Source organism: Pseudarthrobacter sp. MDT1-56, from assembly GCF_059383555.1.
This window is the reverse complement of sequence record NZ_JBWZCK010000006.1, coordinates 175278-191009: the sequence shown is the minus strand read 5'-3', so window position 1 is coordinate 191009 and position 15732 is coordinate 175278. Positions and strand designations below refer to the sequence as shown.

13 protein-coding genes are annotated in these 15732 nt (G+C 69.0%); 8 read left to right on the top strand and 5 right to left on the bottom strand.

What is annotated here, in order from left to right:
- Positions 1 to 43: 43 nt before the first annotated feature.
- A complete protein-coding gene (locus AC50YC_RS10600; protein WP_494953489.1) occupies positions 44 to 670 on the top strand; it encodes a DedA family protein in 627 nt (208 codons plus the stop codon).
- A gap of 14 nt (positions 671 to 684) precedes the next feature.
- On the opposite strand, the gene AC50YC_RS10595 is transcribed toward AC50YC_RS10600, so the two are convergent.
- The 3 genes from AC50YC_RS10595 to AC50YC_RS10585 form a co-directional block, all read right to left on the bottom strand.
- Positions 685 to 990, bottom strand: a complete 306-nt coding sequence (locus tag AC50YC_RS10595; RefSeq protein ID WP_354172546.1) for a hypothetical protein — start codon at positions 988 to 990, stop codon at positions 685 to 687.
- A 37-nt stretch (positions 991 to 1027) separates the two neighbouring features.
- Positions 1028 to 3844: a phosphoenolpyruvate carboxylase gene (gene ppc / locus AC50YC_RS10590; RefSeq protein ID WP_494953488.1), complete on the bottom strand. Its 2817-nt coding sequence runs from the start codon at positions 3842 to 3844 to the stop codon at positions 1028 to 1030.
- Positions 3845 to 3975: 131 nt separating this feature from the next.
- The gene (locus AC50YC_RS10585; RefSeq protein WP_494953487.1) at positions 3976 to 4656 is read right to left on the bottom strand and encodes an NADPH-dependent F420 reductase; all 681 of its coding nucleotides are present in this window, start codon (positions 4654 to 4656) and stop codon (positions 3976 to 3978) included.
- Positions 4657 to 4802: 146 nt separating this feature from the next.
- Here AC50YC_RS10585 and AC50YC_RS10580 point away from each other — a divergent pair, with 146 nt between their 5' ends.
- Both AC50YC_RS10580 and AC50YC_RS10575 read left to right on the top strand, forming a co-directional pair.
- The gene (locus tag AC50YC_RS10580) at positions 4803 to 5423 is read left to right on the top strand and encodes a TetR/AcrR family transcriptional regulator (RefSeq protein ID WP_494953486.1); all 621 of its coding nucleotides are present in this window, start codon (positions 4803 to 4805) and stop codon (positions 5421 to 5423) included.
- Between the two features lie 27 nt (positions 5424 to 5450).
- Positions 5451 to 6272, top strand: a complete 822-nt coding sequence (locus AC50YC_RS10575; protein WP_494953571.1) for a DUF1684 domain-containing protein — start codon at positions 5451 to 5453, stop codon at positions 6270 to 6272.
- 23 nt (positions 6273 to 6295) lie between these two features.
- Here the strand turns inward: AC50YC_RS10575 and AC50YC_RS10570 are convergent, their stop codons facing one another.
- Positions 6296 to 7522 carry an acyl-CoA dehydrogenase family protein gene (locus AC50YC_RS10570; RefSeq protein ID WP_494953485.1) on the bottom strand — a complete coding sequence of 409 codons (1227 nt, stop codon included), beginning with the start codon at positions 7520 to 7522 and terminating at the stop codon, positions 6296 to 6298.
- Positions 7519 to 8352: an SDR family NAD(P)-dependent oxidoreductase gene (locus AC50YC_RS10565; RefSeq protein ID WP_494953484.1), complete on the bottom strand. Its 834-nt coding sequence runs from the start codon at positions 8350 to 8352 to the stop codon at positions 7519 to 7521. The genes AC50YC_RS10570 and AC50YC_RS10565 overlap by 4 nt, the downstream gene beginning before the upstream one ends.
- Before the next feature lie 145 nt (positions 8353 to 8497).
- Here AC50YC_RS10565 and AC50YC_RS10560 point away from each other — a divergent pair, with 145 nt between their 5' ends.
- The 5 genes from AC50YC_RS10560 to AC50YC_RS10540 all read left to right on the top strand — a co-directional run bounded on the left by AC50YC_RS10560 (position 8498) and on the right by AC50YC_RS10540 (position 15704).
- Positions 8498 to 9682: a glycoside hydrolase family 76 protein gene (locus AC50YC_RS10560; RefSeq protein ID WP_494953483.1), complete on the top strand. Its 1185-nt coding sequence runs from the start codon at positions 8498 to 8500 to the stop codon at positions 9680 to 9682.
- A 166-nt stretch (positions 9683 to 9848) separates the two neighbouring features.
- Positions 9849 to 10904 carry an iron ABC transporter substrate-binding protein gene (locus tag AC50YC_RS10555; RefSeq protein WP_494953482.1) on the top strand — a complete coding sequence of 352 codons (1056 nt, stop codon included), beginning with the start codon at positions 9849 to 9851 and terminating at the stop codon, positions 10902 to 10904.
- Between the two features lie 4 nt (positions 10905 to 10908).
- Entirely contained in the window at positions 10909 to 12501 is a 1593-nt protein-coding gene (locus tag AC50YC_RS10550; RefSeq protein WP_494953481.1) for an ABC transporter permease, read from the top strand.
- Positions 12498 to 13673: an ABC transporter ATP-binding protein gene (locus tag AC50YC_RS10545; protein ID WP_494953480.1), complete on the top strand. Its 1176-nt coding sequence runs from the start codon at positions 12498 to 12500 to the stop codon at positions 13671 to 13673. Before AC50YC_RS10550 ends, AC50YC_RS10545 begins: the two co-directional genes overlap by 4 nt.
- Positions 13674 to 13787: 114 nt before the next feature.
- On the top strand, positions 13788 to 15704 hold the full coding sequence (locus AC50YC_RS10540) for a glycogen debranching N-terminal domain-containing protein (RefSeq protein ID WP_494953479.1): 1917 nt from the start codon (positions 13788 to 13790) through the stop codon (positions 15702 to 15704).
- Positions 15705 to 15732 lie beyond the last annotated feature (28 nt).

Below are 15732 nucleotides of genomic sequence, written 5' to 3'. Positions count from 1 at the left end.
GTCACGGACGGGCGCCAGGCTGGAAATGCGGTAACTTGTGCCCATGGACTTCGGCAGCGCGGACGGCTGGAGGGACGCGATCTACTTCTGGATCATCCCGGTTGTTATGGGCGATGCCATTTTCCCGCCCCTGCCTTCCGAAATGGTGGTGATCACCGGCGGCGCCCTGTCCGCCGTCGGGCGCGCCAACGCCCTCCTGGTGGTGCTCCTTGCCGCGGCAGCGTCGTGGCTTGGCGACATCCTGGTGTTCCAGCTCTTCAAGCGGCGCCTGAGCCGTACCCTGGACCGCTGGCGGTGGGGCCGCGCGTTCCATCGGGCGGTGCACTCCGCGATCGGGAAAGCCGGCCGGTCCACCACCTACGGGGCGATCATCGGCATCCGCTTCATCCCGGGCGGACGGCTGGCGACGACGGCCGCGGCCGGCATCGCCAACGTCTCCACCCGCGGTTTCAGCCTGTGCGCGGCCGTCGGCGGTCTCCTCTGGGCCGTCTGGTCCGTTGGTCTCGGCTATGTCACCGGGGCAGCCACCGGGCTGCCGTTCTGGGCAAGCTCCCTCATAGGGGTCGGCCTGGGGGTCCTGATCGGCGTCGTCCTGGGCGTGGTCGTCACGCGGAGGCGCGGCAACCGTTCCCCCGTGGTGGACGGACCCGAAGAGGAACTGGACTTCTGAGGGGCGGAACCCGCCTAGACGGGCGCCCAGCGGCCGCGGTTGCGGCGGAGCACCATCAGGTGGCCGGTCACCGCAACGCGTTCGACGGCGTCGCGCATCATCGCCGCCGACTCCAGCGCCTGGCGGTTCTCGCCACTGTAGGAGGTGGGCTCGACCAGGAAGCGCAGGTTCAATTGCGGAACCCCGCCGGCCAGGTCCAGCTGGTTCGCCTCGACGTGGTGCCGCGTCTCCAGGGCTTCGACGGCCGCGGCCATCACGGACTCCGGCGGGTTGCCCGGCTTGAGCCCGGTGATCTTCAGTCTGGTCTGGAACGACGGCATGGAACAACCCTAGCTGGACCGGCCGGCTCCACCGGATCTAGCCGGTGTTGCGCAGGCCTGCCGCCACGCCGTTGACCGTGATCAGCATGGCGCGCTGGAGACGCTCGTCAATTTCGCCGTTGGGCATGCTCTCCCCGGCGGCCTCGGAACGGACCCGGCGCAGCAGTTCCACCTGGAGGTAGCTGATCGGGTCGAGGTACTGGTCCCGGATCTCCAGGGAGCGCTTCAGGGTGGGCTGCGCGTCAAGCAGCAGGTCCTCGCCGGTCAGGTTCTGGATCTCCGTGACGGTCAGCTCGTATTCGGCCCGGATGGTGCGGAACAGGTGGTGGAGCTCCTCCGGGACCAGGGTGGAGACGTAGTAGCCGGCGATGTCCATGTCCGTCTTCGCCAGCGTCATTTCCACGTTGGAGAGCACCGAGCGGAAGAAGTGCCAGCCCTCCATCATCTCCACCAGCTGCGCCGAGTGGCCGGCCTCGCGGGCGGCCTTGAGCCCGGAGCCGACGCCGAACCAGCCCGGGACGATCTGCCGTGACTGCGTCCAGCCGAACACCCACGGGATGGCCCGCAGACCCTCAAGTCCGGCGCCGGAATCGGGCCGCTTGGACGGCCGGGAACCGATGTTGAGGGACCCCAGCTGTTCCACCGGGGTGGACGCCATGAAGTAGGCCGGCAGGTCCGGGTCATCGATCAGCGTCCGGTAACGGGCGAAGGCGGCGTCGGAAATGGTCTCCATGACGTGGCCGTAGCGTTCGCGCTGGTCCTCCGAGGTGCGCGGCGTGCGGTGCAGCGCGGAGCCCTGCATGACCGCCGCGAGCGACAGCTCCAGGTTTTCGCGGGCGAGTTCGGGCAGCGAGTACTTGTCCGAGATGACTTCGCCCTGTTCGGTGAACTTGATCTCGCCTTCCAGCACCCCGTTCGGCTGGGCCATGATGGCGTCGTAGGTCGGCCCGCCGCCGCGGCCCACGGACCCGCCGCGGCCGTGGAACAGGCGCACCCGGACGCCGTGCTTCGCCGCGATGTCCCGGAGTTTGCGCTGGGTCTTGTGGATTTCCCACTGGCTGGTCATCACACCGGATTCCTTGTTGGAGTCCGAGTAGCCGAGCATGATTTCCTGGACGTCGCCGCGCAGCCGGACCAGCTCGCGGTAGGAGGAATCGGAGAGCAGCTGGTCCACGATCTCGGCCGAGGCCCGCAGTTCCTCCACGGTTTCCAGGAGCGGGGCGAAGCCGATCCTGGCGTACGGGGCCGCGCCGAAGAGGCTGACCAGGCCGGCCTCGCGGGCCAGCACCGCCGCGGCCAGGACGTCGTCCGCGCCGCGGGTCATCGAGATGATGTACGTCTCGATCACGTCCGGGCCGTAGGTGCGCAGGGCACGCCGGATCTCGCGGAAGACGTCATAGGTGCCGTCGGCGACGCCGTCGAGCTTGATCGGGTGGCCGGACAGCGGGCGGCGGGAGGCGAGCTCGGACCCGAGCACCTCGAGCCGCTCGGAACGGCTGAGTTCCGCGTACCGGACGCCGGGCCCGCCGAGGCGGTCCATCAGCTGCCCGACAGCGTCGTGGTGGTGGTCGGCGTGTTCGCGGATGTCGAGGGTGGCCAGGTGCAGGCCGAAGGAGGCGATGGCGCGCCGCACCCGGGCCAGGGCGCCGTCGGCGGCGAGCGCGGCGTGGTGGTTGCGCAGCGAGCGCTCCAGCAACCCCAGTTCGTCGAGGAGCTCAGCGGTGGCGGTGTAGTCGCGGCCCGGCTCGTGCGCGGCTCCGGCCGCGACGCGCCGGCCCGTGTTGAGCAGCTTGGCCTTGATGCAGGTGAGTTTGAGCCGGTAGGGCTCCTGGGCGTTCAGTTCGAGGACGCGGCGGTCCAGGCCCGGGAGGTTTTTGAGGTCGACGTCGATCGAGTCCAGCAGCTCCTGGTCCGCCCCGGCGAGCGCGGTCGAGTTGGACAGGATGGAGATCAGCCCGTCGATCAGGCCGATGCTGATCCGCACGGCGTGCTGGTTCTGGATCTGCAGGATTTCGCGGGTGACGGCTGCGGTGACGTTGGGGTTGCCGTCCCGGTCGCCGCCGATCCAGGAGCCGAAACGGATGGGTGCCTTCTCCACGGGGAGGCTGACACCGTGTTCGGCGAGCAGTTCGGAGAGGTCCGAGAGCATCTCCGGCATGGCGTCGCCCAGGATGCCGGTGAGGTAGTAGATCGCGTTCCGGGCCTCGTCCACCGGGGTGGGCCGGACCTGGCGGAGTTCGTCCGTCTGCCACATCTGGTCGATCACCTCGGCGAGCTGGCGGTCCTGGCGGCGGCGGGCGGACGTGCCCTCCGCGGTGCTCTCGGCGAGGATGTCGGAGAGCCGGCGGACCTTGTCCAGCACGGAGCGGCGGGAGGCTTCGGTGGGGTGCGCGGTGAAGATGGGGCGGACGTCGAGTTCGTTCACGACTTCCTGCAGCACCGAGGGCCCGGCCTGGCCGGCGATGTCGGTGACAGCCTTGGCCAGCCAGCCGTCCTTTTCCTGCCGGGTGCGCAGTCCGCGGACCCGGTGCACCTGCTCGGCGGCGTTGGCCAGGTGGAAGTAGAACGCGAAGGCGCGGACCAGGTCGGTCGCCTGCTCAAGGGGCAGGGAACCGAGCAGTTCGCGCACCTGGGCGACGACGTCGTACGAGCTCCACGGCCCGGTGGCATCCGCACCTCCCCGGGCGGCTTCCTTGGATTCCTTGGTCAGCAGGCGCACCTGCTCCACCAGGTCCAGGAGCTCGGGCCCGTGCTGGCGGACCAGGGATTCGCCGAGGAGGGTGGACACCCGGCGGACGTCGGCGCGCAGCTCGGAGGCGAGATCGGTGCCGGGATTCGTTGCAGTGTCAGCCATGGAATCAATCTTTCGAGAGGACTTGGCTCGTACACTGCGCTGGATACTGTGAGCCGGGTTACTTTCTTCCTAAAAGATGCTACCCGCAGCCACGGCCGGCAGGGAATCCGTCTCAGATAGTGTCAGCCCGCCTACCGGGCGATTTTGAAGTTGAACGCCCCGGTGCCCAGCGCGCCCCAGATCCGCACCCAGACCGGCAGCATCATTTCGGCGCCGCGGGCCGTGGTGATGTCGCCCAGGTCGATGATGTCCCGGTGCCCGAAGCCCGTGAGCAGCCCGCTTACCAGCTCCTTGGCCGCCGCGTCATTGCCGGAAACGAAGACCGAATGGTCGCCCCCGGCCACGCTCGCCGGGTCGACCATAACGCTGGCGGTCATCGTGTTGAGCGTCTTGACCACCCTGGCTTCCGGGAAGGCCCGCTGGAGCTGCTCACCGAGACTGTCGGTATTCACCGGGTTCAGCGACGGCGGAAAGCCGTGGGAGAAGTCCAGCGGATTCGCGACATCCATGACCACCTTGCCGGCCAGGTTTGCCGCCCCCGCCGCGGTGAGTGCCTCAAGGGAGCCCGCGCCGTTGGTGGCGTTGACGACCAGGTCCGCGCGGGCGGCGGCGTCCGCGAACGTGGCGACGCCGATCTGTGTGTGCGCCGCGTGCCATGCGGCAAAGGGCGGTCCGCCCGTCGCGCCGGGCTCGGACCGGACAAGCGTCGCCTTCGGATCGCGCGTGCCGACCACGACGTCATGCCCGAGCGCTGACAGTGCCCCGGCGATCGTGGGGCCAACGGTTCCGGTTCCCAGTACAGCAATCTTCAAGACGTCCTCCGTTCTGGATGGTTCGGGTCGGGATGGCTAGGTTCAGGATCCCGGGATAGACAATTCTGTCTACCCCTCAGCAGGAAGTTATCAGACAGACCTGTCTACGGCAACCATAGACAGACTTGTCTGGGTACCATGGAGCCATGACGCCGACCGCCGCCAGGACACCACAGGCCGTCCGCACGCCAGCCGGACAGGCCAGGGACAAGATCCTGGCCACGGCCTTCCGGCTCTTCTATGCCCAGGGGCTCAGGGCCGCCGGCATCGATACGATCATCGCCGAGTCCGGCGTCGCGAAGGCTACGTTCTACAAGTATTTCCCGGCCAAGGATGACCTGATCCTGACCTACCTGGAGAAGGTTGACGGCGTCTGGACCGGGCAGCTCCACGCCGCGGCGGAAGCCGCCGGGCCCGATCCCGCGGCCCAGCTCGTGGGACTGTTCGACGCCCTGGCCACTGCCTGCCGCCGCGACGGCTACCGCGGCTGCGCCTTCATCAATGCCGCCGCCGAGTCAGCGTCCGGAACCCGTATCCACGAACGGACGGTGGCGCACAAGGAACACGTCAGGGCCTGGATCCGCGACCTCGCCGTTCAGGCCGGCGCCCCGGATCCGGACCAGCTGGCCCTCAGCCTGACCCTGGTCCTCGACGGCGGCCTGGCCAGCGGCGTGCTCGACGCCGACCCGGCAGCCGCCGTCGCCGCCCGCCACACCGCGGCACAACTTGTGTCCGCCAGCCTCGAAACTCCGCCCACTCCCAACTGACTCCTCCGGAGGAACCCCGTGAACACCATGCAACCCGGTCCCGACGCCCAGTTCGCCCGCTGGCAGCGCTTCCGGAACAGCCGCAACGCGGCCCTGGCCAGCGAGTTCGGCTGGCTGACCCTGACCTCCTTCCAGTGGCTGGAGGACCGGCCGGCCGCCGTCGAGCTGGTCCCCGGGCTTTGGTCCACGGACGGCGCGACGGCGTTCCTCACCGCCTCCGCGGACGAGGGACTGACCCTGGTGGAGGCCGGCGAGCCCGTGGACGGCACCATCAGCGCGGCGCTGGCCAATGAGGAATCGCTGCTGTGGGTCAAGTACGGCGGCAGGGACGGCCGCCAGGTCGTGGTGGAACTCGCCATGCGCGCCGACAAGTACGCGGTGCGTACCCGGGATTCGAAGTCGCCGGTGTTCACCGGGTTCGACGGCGTTCCCACCTTCGACTACCGGCCGGACCTGGTGGTGGAGGCCAGCTTCCACCCGTATCCGGAGCCGGTCGATGTTCCGATCGGCACCGCCAACCCGCTGGTCGACGGGGTCCACCGGTCCGTCGGCGAACTGGTGTTCCGGCTTCCCGGCAAGGACCACGAGTTCCACCTGCAGGCCGAAGAGGAAAAGCTCGGCGCGCTGACGGTCACCTTCCACGACGAGACCAATGGGGAATCAACCGACGAGTGGCGGAAGGTCTCCACGGCCCGGCCGCGGCCTGATGGCACCGTGATCCTGGACTTCAACCGGGCGATCAACTACCCGAGCGCCTTCACCCCGTACGGCACCTGCCCGATGCCGGTGAAGAACAACAGCCTGGACTACCGGATCGAGGCCGGCGAGAAAGAGCCCGCGCTGTTCTAGCCCCCCGTTCCAGACAATCGCGACTAGACGATCGCGGAGATCCCGGTCACGGCCCGGCCCACGATCAGCGTGTTGATCTCGAACGAGCCTTCGTAGGTGTAGATCGCCTCGGCGTCGGCGAAGATCTTGGCCATCCGGTAGTCGGTGACGATCCCGTTGCCGCCGAGCAGGGACCGGCCCATCCCCACGGTCTCCCGCATCCGGGCGCTGACATAGGACTTCGCCAGCGCCACCTGCGGCATGTCCGCGGCTCCCTGGTCCTGCAGCTGCGCGATCCGGACCATCATGCCCATGCTTGCCACGGCATTGCCGAGCATCGTGACCAGCTGCTGCTGGACCAGTTGGAATTTCGCCAGCGGCCGCCCGAACTGCTGGCGTTCGACGGCATACTGCCGGGCGACGTCGAACGCCGCCAGCTGCTGGCCAACACCCTGCCAGGCGACCATGATCCGTGAGCCGCGCAGCAATTCGTTGGTGTCCTCGAAGCTGCTGATCCCGGCGAAGCGGTCCGACTCGGCCACCTGCACATCCTGGAAGACGATGTCCGCGTTCTGCACCGTGCGCAGCGCGATCTTGTTCTCGATCCTGCTCCGGCTCACCCCCGGCAGGGTCGCGTCCACGATGAAGCCGCGGATGCCGCCGTCGGCCTCGTCACGGGCCCAGACGAGCAGGTAGTCGCAGAACGTCCCGTTGCCGATCCAGCGCTTGGCGCCGTTGAGCACCCAGCTGTCCCCGCCGTCGGGCGCCCCGCCGGGAACGCGCCGGGCGACGGTCTCCATGCCGCCGGCCACGTCGGAGCCATGCTCCGGTTCGGTCAGCGCGAACGCGCCGGTGGTCCGGAGGCTGGCGGCGTCGTCGAGCAGGCGCGCCTTTTGCTCCTCGGAGCCGAAGCCGTAGAGCGCTTCGACAAAGAGGTCGTGGTGGACCAGGAAGAACGTCGCCAGCGAGGTGTCCACCCGGGTCATCTCGGCGATGACCAGCCCGGCAAACAGGTTGCTGTAGCCGCGCTGGGCCGGGGCGCTGAGCTCCAGGGCCGCGAGCTTGGGCAGGATCTGCGCGGGAAACTCGGCCTTGTTCCACCACTCGCCGGCGAACGGAGCCACCTCGCGGGCCAGGAACTCCCGAAGCTCGGCCAGCTTCGCCTGCTCACGGGCGTTGAGCATCGACTCGAAGTCGAAGAAATCAGCGGTCGGCAGCCCCGCGACCGAGTCCGCGGCAGCGGGGGAAGGGGCGAGCCTGGCCTGCGTCATTTCGGCCCCATCCGGATGGCGCCGTCGAGGCGGATGGTCTCGCCGTTGAGCATGGCGTTTTCCACGATGTGCGCCGCGAGGTTTGCGTACTCGGCCGGCCGGCCCAGCCGGGACGGGTGCGGCACCTGCTGGCCGAGGGAGTCCTGGGCCTCCTGCGGCAGCCCGGCCATCATGGGCGTTTCGAAGATACCCGGCGCGATGGTCACCACGCGGATCAGCGAGCGCGCCAGTTCGCGGGCGATCGGCAGCGTCATTGCGTGCACCGCCCCCTTGGAGGCGGCGTAGGCCGGCTGGCCGATCTGGCCGTCAAACGCGGCAACGGAGGCGGTGTTGATGATGACGCCGCGCTCCGGCCCGCCGAGCTCGGTCGCGGCCGGCTCGGTGGCCGCCATCGCGGCCGCCGCAAGGCGGATGACGTTGAAGGTGCCCACGAGGTTGATCTGGATGACCCGGTTGAAGGTTTCCAGCGGCAGCACGCCGTCCCGGCCCATGACCTTGCCGGGGGTGGCGATCCCGGCACAGTTGACCAGGATCCGCAGCGGACCGAGGGCAACGGCGGCGTCGACGGCGGCCTGCACCTCGACTTCGCTGGTGACGTCGGCGGGAACGAAGACCGCCCGATTGGCCGGCTCCACCGGGGTTCCGGCCCCTGGGGCCTCCACCTGGACATTGCTCCGGGCATTCAGCTCGGCGGCGAAGTCGGCGCCGGCGGAGTTTGGCAGGTCCACCAGGACCACGGAGGCGCCGGCGTCGAACAGGCGCCGCGCCGTCGCAGCCCCCAGGCCGGAGGCCCCGCCCGTAATCAGCGCAACTGTACCTTTGATGTCCATGCATCCTCCTTGATGTCGAACCGGAGCCCGAGTCCGTCGCGACACTGTGTGCAGCGTCACGCACTTACCGCGAACATTAGTTAGTGAATGTTAACTGGAATGCGGGCATTCCGCACCTTTCCCCTGCCGCTACTAGGCTGGAACCATGACCCCGGCTGACAACTCCACCGCCCCCAACTGGTCTTTCCGGGCCGACGAAGCCGCCCGCTCCGTGACCGGGCTGTTCGGGCAGCGGCTCTTTTTCCTGCCGGGAACCCACATCGCCGCGATCGTCCGGCCCTCGGGCCGGCTCAAGAACCTGGCCCGGCCCTGGCACTACTGGTGGCAGGCGCATTACGTGGACTGCCTCGTGGACACCGGGCGCCGCGAACTCGGCACGGACGGCCGGCCCGGCAAGCGGTTCGACGGCGGGAACCGGCCCAGTGCAGGCCGGCTCGCCTCCCGGCTGGTCACCGGGATCCGGCTCCGCAACTTCCTCACCGTCGTCAACAACTACTACGACGACATGGCCTGGCTGGCGCTGTCCACGCTACGGCTGGAGAACCTCGCCAGGGACAGCCGCAAGGAGGCCGGACGCCGCCGCAACGCCAAGGTCCTGAAGAGCCTCACGCTGCAGTTCGATTCGGCTTCCACGGACGACCTGGGCGGCGGGACCTTCTGGAGCAAGAAACGGGATTTCAAGAACACCCCGGCCACGGCACCGGTGGCTCTCTATTACGCGCGCACCGGCCAGGCGGCCAAGGCGCAGGCGCTGCTGGACTGGCTGGACGCCAAGCTGCTCGACCCCGATCAGGGCCTGTACCGTGACGGCCTCCGGATCGCCCCCGGCGGCGACGTGGTCCTGGAAAGTGCCATCTACACCTACAACCAGGGCCCGGTCCTGGGCGCGCTGCTGGAACTCGGCGGCGAGGCCAACCTGGCCCGGGCAGCCCGTCTTGTGGCGTCGGTGGCGCGCAGCCTCACCCTCCCCGTACCTTTGCCGGCGCGCAGCGCGCTGGTGCTGCGCTGCGAGGGCGCCGGCGACGGCGGCCTGTTCACCGGGATCCTCGTCCGGTACCTGGCCCTCGCGGCCACCGACGGGCGGCTGCCCGCCGGGACCCGGGCGGCGGCCGCGACGCTCGTCAACGACACCGCCGAGGCGTTCTGGGAGGGCCGCCGCCTCCTGTCGGCCGAGCACCCGCTCGCCCGGAAGGGCGGCCGGATCCTGTTCTCCACCCACCCCGAGCTGCCGGCGCTGCAGACCTACCCGGCGGGCGCCGCCGTCGAACTATCCACGCAACTGCAGGCCTGGATGATACTGGAAGCCGCCGCTTCGATCGCCGGGAATTAAGTCACGCAATAGTTACGTAATTGATGTGATCCTGATCACTTAAGGCTCCCTCAGCTTGGTTGCTTAGGTTTGGCTAACCTACAGTTTTTCGTAGTGAGCATGCCCTAACTTCCCCCGCTCACAGGGGGCTAGGGTTCCCAACACCTTCCTTGCAGAAAGCAGCCCCATGAAGATCCGCACCAACGCGCTGGCAGGTATCGCACTTGCCGCCACCGCCGCGCTCGGCCTGTCCGCCTGTGGCTCCGGTACCTCCACCGCCCCCAGCAGCAGCGCCGCCGCTGACGGCAAGATTTCCGGTGAAATCACGGTCTACAACGCCCAGCATGAGTCCCTGACCCAGGAATGGGTGGACGCCTTCACCGCGGAAACCGGCGTCAAGGTCACCATGCGCCAGGGTTCCGACACTGAGATGTCCAACCAGATCATCCAGGAAGGCCAGGCCTCCCCGGCCGACGTCTTCCTCACCGAAAACTCCCCGGCCATGGCCCAGGTGGAGAACGCGGGCCTGTTCGCCGACGTCGACAAGGCCACCATCGACCAGGTGCCCGCCGAATTCCGTCCCTCCACCAACAAGTGGACCGGCATCGCGGCCCGCTCCACCGTGCTGGTGTACGACAAGGCAAAGCTGAGCGAAGACCAGCTGCCCACCTCCATGCTCGACCTGGCCAAGCCGGAGTGGAAGGGCAAGTGGGCTGCATCGCCGTCCGGCGCCGACTTCCAGGCGATCGTCTCCGCGCTGCTGGAACTCAAGGGCGAAGCCGCCACCGAGGAATGGCTCCAGGGCATGAAGGAAAACTCCAAGCCCTACAAGGGCAACAGCACGGCCATGAAGGCGGTCAACGCCGGTGAGGTCGACGCCGCCCTGATCTATCACTACTACTACTACGGCGACCAGTCCAAGACCGGCGAGAACTCCAAGAACGTCACCCCGTACTACTTCAAAAACCAGGATCCGGGCGCGTTTGTGTCCGTCTCCGGCGGCGGCGTGCTGAATTCCTCGAAGAACGCGGCGGCGGCCCAGGCCTTCGTCAAGTTCATCACCGGCAAGAAGGGCCAGGAAGTCCTGCAGAAGGGCACCTCCTTCGAGTACGCCATCGCCTCCGATGTCCCGGCCAACGAGAAGCTCGTCCCGCTGGCGGAACTGCAGGCACCCACGGTGGACCCGGCCAAGCTGAACTCGGCCAAGGTCTCCGAGCTGATGACCAAGGCAGGACTGCTGTAACCACGTGACAACCAAGCTGGCGGCTCCCGGAACATCCGGGGGCACGACGACGGCGGGCCGGGGCAAGAGCCCCCGCCCGCCTTTCGGCGTTTCTGTTGTCGCAATCCTGGCCGTCCTGATCGCGCTCTTTGCGCTGATTCCGCTGGGCTACGTCATTGTTATGACGGCGGCAACCGGGTGGGACACTGCCGTGGACCTGATCTTCCGGGCACGGGTCGGCGAGCTGCTGCTCAACACCGTGCTGCTGATGCTGGTCACCGTGCCGCTGTGCCTCATCCTCGGTGTGGGCGGGGCGTGGCTGGTGGAACGCACCCAGCTCAAAGGGCACAAGTGGTGGGCCGTGCTGCTCGCGGCCCCCCTGGCCATCCCCGCCTTCGTCAACAGCTACGCCTGGGTTTCCGCGATACCGTCGCTCGAGGGCCTGTGGTCCGGCGTGCTGATCGCGACGTTGTCGTATTTCCCGCTCGTCTACATCCCGGCTGCCGCGACGCTCAGCCGGCTGGACCCGGCCATTGAACAGTCCGCCGCGTCCCTGGGCCTCGGCGCGTGGCGCACCTTCTTCCGCGTAGTGCTGCCGCAGCTGCGGATCGCGATGACCGGCGGGGCGCTGCTCGTCTCCCTGCACCTGCTGGCCGAGTACGGCGCCTTCGCGATGATCCGCTTCGACACTTTTACCACCGCGATCATGGTGCAGTACCAGTCCACCTTCAACGGCACCGCCGGGAACATGCTGGCCAGCGTGCTTGTGTTCCTGTGCCTGATCCTGCTGCTGGTTGAAGTGCGCAGCCGCGGCAGTGCCAGGTACGCCAAGATCGGCTCCGGCGCCCAGGCCCGCGCCCTGCGCCTTCCGCTGCGCACCTACCAGCTCCCGGCCCAGCTGTTCCTGGTTGCTCTCACCGCGCTGGCTTTCGGGCTGCCCCTGACCTTCGTGCTGCGCTGGATCTTCGCCGGCGGCCCGGATATCTGGGCGGCCGAGGAGTTCCTGCCGGCCCTGTTGCAGACCCTGATGTACGGCCTCGCCGGCGCCCTGGCCACCACGGTCGTCGCGTTCCCGATGGCGTACCTGGCCGTGCGTCACCCCAGCTGGTTCAGCAAGGCCCTGGAGCTGTCCAACTACATCACCAGTTCCATGCCGGGCATTGTGGTGGGCCTGGCTTTCGTGACGGTCAGCATCAAGGCGGCGCCCAACCTGTACCAGACCTCGGCGCTGCTGGTGGCGGCCTACGTATTGCTGTTCCTGCCGCGCGCCCTGGTCAACATCCGTTCCGGCCTGGCCCAGGCTCCGAAGGAACTCGACGAGGCTGCCCAGGCGCTCGGCAAGCCGCCGCTGCTGGCCTTTCTCCGGGTCACGCTGCGGCTCACCGCCCCGGCCGCCGCGGGTGGTGCAGCGCTGGTGTTCCTGGCGATCGTGAATGAACTGACCGCAACACTGCTGCTCTCCCCCAACGGCACACGGACGCTCGCCACCGAGTTCTGGAGCAAAAGCAGCGAGATCGACTATGCCGGCGCCGCCCCGTACGCCCTGCTGATGATCCTGATTTCGGCGCCGATGACCTACCTCCTCTTCCAGCAGTCCAAGAAAGCAGCGGGACAGTGACCCAGAACAGCCCCTCCCGGCTCCCGGAACCGCGGATTGCCGCGTCCGTGGCCACCAGCACCAACAGCCACCTGCAAATCGACGCCGTCACCAAGAACTTCGGCTCCCAGGCTGTCCTGATGGGTGTCAACCTGTCGGTGGCCAGGGGCGGCACGACGGCGATCGTGGGGCCCTCGGGTTCCGGCAAGACCACGCTGCTGCGGCTTATCGCCGGTTTTGAGCACCCGGACACCGGGAGCATCTCGCTCAACGGCGCCAAGGTGGCCGGCGACGGCATCTGGGTGCCCGCACACAAACGCCACGTGGGCTACGTGGCGCAGGACGGCGCCCTCTTCCCGCATCTGAGCGTCGGGCAGAACATCTCCTTCGGCCTCGACGCCGCCAAGCTCCCCGGCGGGCACCGCGGCGTGAAGGCCCGGGTGGCCGAACTGCTGGAAATGGTCTCCCTGGACCCCGCCATGGCCAAGCGGCGGCCGCATCAGCTCTCCGGCGGGCAGCAGCAGCGGGTCGCCCTGGCCCGGGCCCTCGCCCGAGAGCCGGAACTGATGCTGCTGGACGAGCCCTTCTCCGCCCTGGACGCGGGTCTGCGCGTTGCCACGCGCCGCGCGGTGGGCAAGGTGCTCCAGGACGCGGGTGTCACCACCATCCTGGTCACCCACGACCAGGGCGAGGCGCTGTCGTTTGCGGACCAGGTGGCGGTGATGCGCGGCGGACGGCTGGCGCAGATCGGCAACCCGTTCATCGTCTACACACGCCCCGCGGACCGCGCCACCGCGGAATTCCTGGGCGACGCCGTCATCCTGGACGCCTGGATGGAGGGCTCCCTCGCCACGTGTTCCCTGGGCGGGATCCCCGTGCGCCGGCCCCCGGCGCAGGGACGGGTCCAGCTCATGCTGCGGCCGGAACAGATCCGGATCGCGGAGGACGGCCCCATCCGCGGCGTCGTGGTGGATACGGATTACTTCGGGCCCGAAACGACCGTGCGGCTCAAGCTCGCCGTCCCGCCCGTCCTCGCGGAAGGGTCCGTGGCGGACCACCGCTACCCCGGCGGCGGCGAAATCATCACCATCCGGCATTGGAACGCCTCGATCGCCCGCCCGGGTTCGGAACTGTGCCTCCGCGTCGTCGGCGAGGCTGTGGCTTTCCCGGTGGAAGACCTGCCACCGGCATAGCCGCCACGGGAGCGGCCCGTCCGTGCCCTGTTCCTTCTCCGGTTCCCGCGCCGGCACACCAGCGCCCCGCGGGGACCGTTGAGCCGGTCCGGCTCCCGGCATAGGGTGGGGCGCATGACTGTTCAGCCAGCGCTCCACCGCCAGCACTGCTCCGTTGCCGCCCCCACCCAATTGTGGCTCGATGCCGAGGGGCGGCTCGCCAGCGGCCACGGTGCCACGGACGCCGCCGGCTCCTCCGGCGCCGCGGGCGGTGGCTGGTTCACCGGCCTGCTGCACGGGGACACCCGGATGCTGTCCCGGGCAGAGGTGCGGGTGAACGGCCTCGAGCCGGAGCCCGCCACGGTGGAGGCTGAGGCCGGGGGTGTGCTGCGCGTGCGGGGGCTGGTCCGTGGCATTCCGGGGCCCACTGAGGACCCCGCCGTCGAACTTCTGCAGACCTGGACGGTCACGCCCGGCGTCGTCCGGCACTCCCTGCAACTGAGCACGTCCCTCGAGTCGCTCGACGTGGAAATCGAAATCCAGCTCGCCGCGGACTTCACCGATATGGCCGCCATCCGGCTCAGCCGCTTCCGGGAGCCCTCCGAGCCATTCTCCGCAGACGATTCCACGCTGCGCTGGCGCGACGGGGGGCGGACCCTGACCGTCGCCGCCCCCGGCAGCGTCGCCTCCGGCGAACGGCTCCTCTGGCGCGGCAAGGCAGGACGCGGGCACCCGTTCGACGTGGAATGGCAGGCCGTGCTGGCCGACAGCGAGGACGCCGTGGTGGCGGCGCCGCCGCCCGCCACGCGCCGGGTCCGCGCCGAGCCGTCCGGCGCCCTGGGCCTGCTGCTGGACAACGCGCTCGATGAGCTCGCCGGCCTCCGCCTGGCCACCCGGACGCTGCCGGACGCGCCGTTCGCCGCTGCCGGGGCGCCCTGGTACTTCACACTGTTCGGACGCGATTCCCTCTGGACCGCGCGGCTGCTCCTGCCGCTCGATGCCGGGCTCGCCGCCGGAACGCTGCGCACCCTGGCAGGGTTCCAGGGCACGAAGGACGATCCGGGTGCCGCCGAGGAACCGGGCAAGATCCTGCACGAGCTCCGGGCCAAGGAACTCGTGCTGGAGAGCCAGGGCCTGCGCCTGCCCCCGGTGTACTACGGCGCCGTGGATTCCACCCCGTTGTGGCTGTGCCTGCTAGCCGAACTTGGCCAGGCCGGACTGGACGACGCCGCCGTCCGCGCGCTCCTGCCCAGCGCGGCCCGGGCGGTGGAATGGCTGCTGGCCGCCGGAGGAGCGCCCGGCAGCACGAACAGCGGTTTCCTCAGCTACCAGGACGCTACCGGCCACGGGCTCAGCAACCAGGGCTGGAAGGACTCCGGGGACGCCATGCAGTTCCGCGACGGCCGGCAGGCCGACGGCCCGATCGCGCTCTCCGAGGTGCAGGGCTACGCCTACCAGGCCGCCGTGGACACCGCCGACCTCTTCGATTCCTACGGCGAGCCCGGCGCCCAGGCACTGCGGGACTTCGCCGAGGCACTGCAACAGAACTTCCGCGAGCGCTTCTGGGTCGAGGACGACGACGGCCCCTTCCCCGGGATGGCCCTCGACGGGCACGGCGAGCCGCTGGACATCCCGGGCTCCAACATGGGGCACCTGCTCGGCACCGGAATACTGGACGCCTCGGAAGCCCGGCTCGTGGCGGACCGGTTGCTCAGCCCCGAGCTGTTCTCCGGCTACGGTGTGCACACCATTTCCCGGCGCGCCGCCGGTTTCTGGCCGTTCAGCTACCACTGCGGTTCGGTCTGGAGCCACGACACTGCGATCGCGGTCCGGGGGCTGCTCGCCGAGGGATTCCTCGCCGAAGCCCGGACCATCGCCGAGGGCCTGCTCGCCGCGTCGGGTTCCTTCGGACACCGCCTGCCGGAACTGTTCGCCGGCATCACTACCGAGGAGGCCGGCCACGCGGTGCCCTATCCGGCGTCGTGCCATCCGCAGGCCTGGTCCTCAGCGTCCGCGGTGGTGATCGCCCAGGCCATGGGCGTCGGATTCTAGCGACGGGCCGCCCGGGGTCACGGGGGCC